Here is a 2197-nt window from a genome sequence, read left to right as displayed (position 1 = left end):
CATGATTCGGCTCCTGCTGGAGAACGAGGCGGATTGCCTCATTCGCCAACATAAAACCGCGTGACCGGCCTCGCCCTGACCTCCCGCGTCGGACCGGAGCCCTCTACCGCGCGAGCGGTTTCGTTCAGCGGCCATGAGGCGACATTCGCTGGTCGCGATTTGCAGACGTTCAGACGTCGTCCGCCCCACTAAACAGCCGTTCGCCTGACCAGGACGAAAGTCGCTTCATCGACCTTCGTTGATGTCATCAAGCGCTCCGAACCAGGCAATATGGAACACACGCCAGTATGTGCGTGGCACCCGTGTACTTCAGGCGGATCGGGTTCGTTTGCGCGGTCGCACGAGTCTTTCAATTGCACCGTCAGTGACGTCCTTAAATAGCGCGACTGTGCCATAAGCCCGCGCAGCCAGCATGGCACCGTAGATCAGCGACACGAGAGTTGCGGCCTCGGTTTGAACCGACGAATCCAGTCTGACGAGGTCGTTTTTCGCCCCTGACTCGAGCACCTGCTCAAGCCACGCCGTGAGGTTATCGAAAAACGCTTTCACCTCTTTCGCTACTTCCTCGGGCAGCGAGGGGAGTTCGGCGCCGAGCATGCCAGCTACACAGAACGGAGCGCTATCGTCCGCAATGCAGCGTTCCCAATGGCCGATGTAGGCACGCAATTGCTCAAGAGCGTCGGCGCCGCTCGCCTGAAGTGAGGCCATGTCGGCGTCAAACGCTGCCCGCCACTCGTTCACCACTGCGATCACGAGATCAGTTTTAGACGGGAAGTGGTGATGAATGCTCGCCTTACGAATGTTGATTGCGTCCGCGACGTCGGCATAGCTAAACCCGCTATATCCGCGACGCATGATGAGTTGCCGTCCCGCTTCGATGATCCTGTTCGCGGTAAGGTCTCCGGTTGCTGTCATTTTGCCTACCATCTAGTCGGTTGAATATTCGACAGTCTACGCGGAGCGGACGCCGATTTCCAGCTTCGAAGAATCTCTTGCATTTAAATCATCCTACTAGTAGGATGGCTATATCGACGAGGGAATTGCCCTGTGTCGACTTCTCTAGTTATCTAACTTTTTGGAGCATGAAAAATGAAGACTTCCTCATACGTAAGCCGTGTCGCCGCCGCAATCGCTCTCTCCGCCGCGGCCTTGGGATCACACGCAGCGGTTGCTGCACCCGTCAAGAACATCGTTCTGGTGCATGGCTTTTTCGCCGATGGCTCGGGCTGGCAGGCGGTGTCGAAAATCCTGACGCGCGACGGCTACAAGGTCTCCGTCGTGCAAGAGCCGGAAACTTCGTTCGAGGATGACGTGAAGGCGACTACGCGAGTGGTCGATGCGCAGGACGGCCCGAGCATCCTCGTCGGCCACAGCTATGGTGGCGCGGTGGTGACCGAGGCCGGCAACGACGCGAAGGTAGCTGGCCTGGTTTACGTGGCTGCGTTTCAGCCCGATGCCGGCGAAAGCCCGATGGATCTGACAAAGAAAATGCCGCCCGCGACCAAGGCGATCAAGGCAACCGCAGACGGCTACCTATATCTCGACCAGGCGCAGTTCCATACGGATTTTGCCGCAGATGTATCCGCCGCCGAAGCGAAGTTCATGGCGATCTCGCAGGTGATGCCGGCCGCCCAGTCGTTTGGCGTGCCGATTACAAACCCCGCATGGAAAACGAAGCCGAGTTGGGCCGTCGTGGCGACGGCAGACCGCGCAATCAATCCCGATCTCGAACGCTTCATGACGAAGCGCGCCGGGAGCACGACCGTCGAAATTAACTCAAGTCACGTGGCATATATTTCGCATCCGGCCGAAGTGGCGAAGTTGATCGAGCAAGCTGCAGCAAAGTCCAGCAAGGAATGATTGAACGCGATACGCCGTCTGAGATTGTGTTGATTGTCAGGCGGCGTTCTCGGCGAAGGTTGTCATCGCAAAGGGATGTGCCTGCGGGGCACAACGCCCCCTGACTTCCGTCGATATTCAGACGGGCCAGTCATGAGTTGCGTTGCTCTGACCTGCGTCCGCTTCGCATTTAAAACCGGCCTTTGACACACTACGGCAGTCAAAGACTGCAACGGGTGTGCGCCGTGAAAAGGTGGCGCTTTCCAGCGGGTGCAAGCCCCGCCCGGCAACCGCTCCAGCCGGAAGCAACCGGAGCAGCTATGGAGGCAACGAAATGGCTGAAGCCTTCGGTGATGCG

2 protein-coding genes are annotated in these 2197 nt (G+C 58.3%); one reads left to right on the top strand and one right to left on the bottom strand.

Features of this window, described 5'->3' with window-relative positions:
- Positions 1 to 309: 309 nt before the first annotated feature.
- The gene (locus F6X40_RS41300) at positions 310 to 915 is read right to left on the bottom strand and encodes a TetR/AcrR family transcriptional regulator (protein ID WP_187631865.1); all 606 of its coding nucleotides are present in this window, start codon (positions 913 to 915) and stop codon (positions 310 to 312) included.
- A 174-nt stretch (positions 916 to 1089) separates the two neighbouring features.
- On the opposite strand from F6X40_RS41300, the gene F6X40_RS41295 reads away from it, so the two are divergent.
- On the top strand, positions 1090 to 1860 hold the full coding sequence (locus tag F6X40_RS41295) for an alpha/beta hydrolase (protein WP_187631864.1): 771 nt from the start codon (positions 1090 to 1092) through the stop codon (positions 1858 to 1860).
- Positions 1861 to 2197 lie beyond the last annotated feature (337 nt).

This window comes from Paraburkholderia sp. UCT31 (assembly GCF_014397655.1).
Taxonomy (GTDB): domain Bacteria; phylum Pseudomonadota; class Gammaproteobacteria; order Burkholderiales; family Burkholderiaceae; genus Paraburkholderia; species Paraburkholderia tuberum.
Note: the sequence above shows the minus strand (reverse complement) of the source record. Positions and strands in the feature narration are given on the sequence as shown.

Excerpts from the sequence above, each read along its gene's own strand:
- F6X40_RS41300 (WP_187631865.1), bottom strand. The coding sequence starts at position 915 with ATGACAGCAACCGGAGACCTTACCGCGAACAGGATCATCGAAGCGGGA.
- F6X40_RS41295 (WP_187631864.1), top strand. The coding sequence starts at position 1,090 with ATGAAGACTTCCTCATACGTAAGCCGTGTCGCCGCCGCAATCGCTCTC.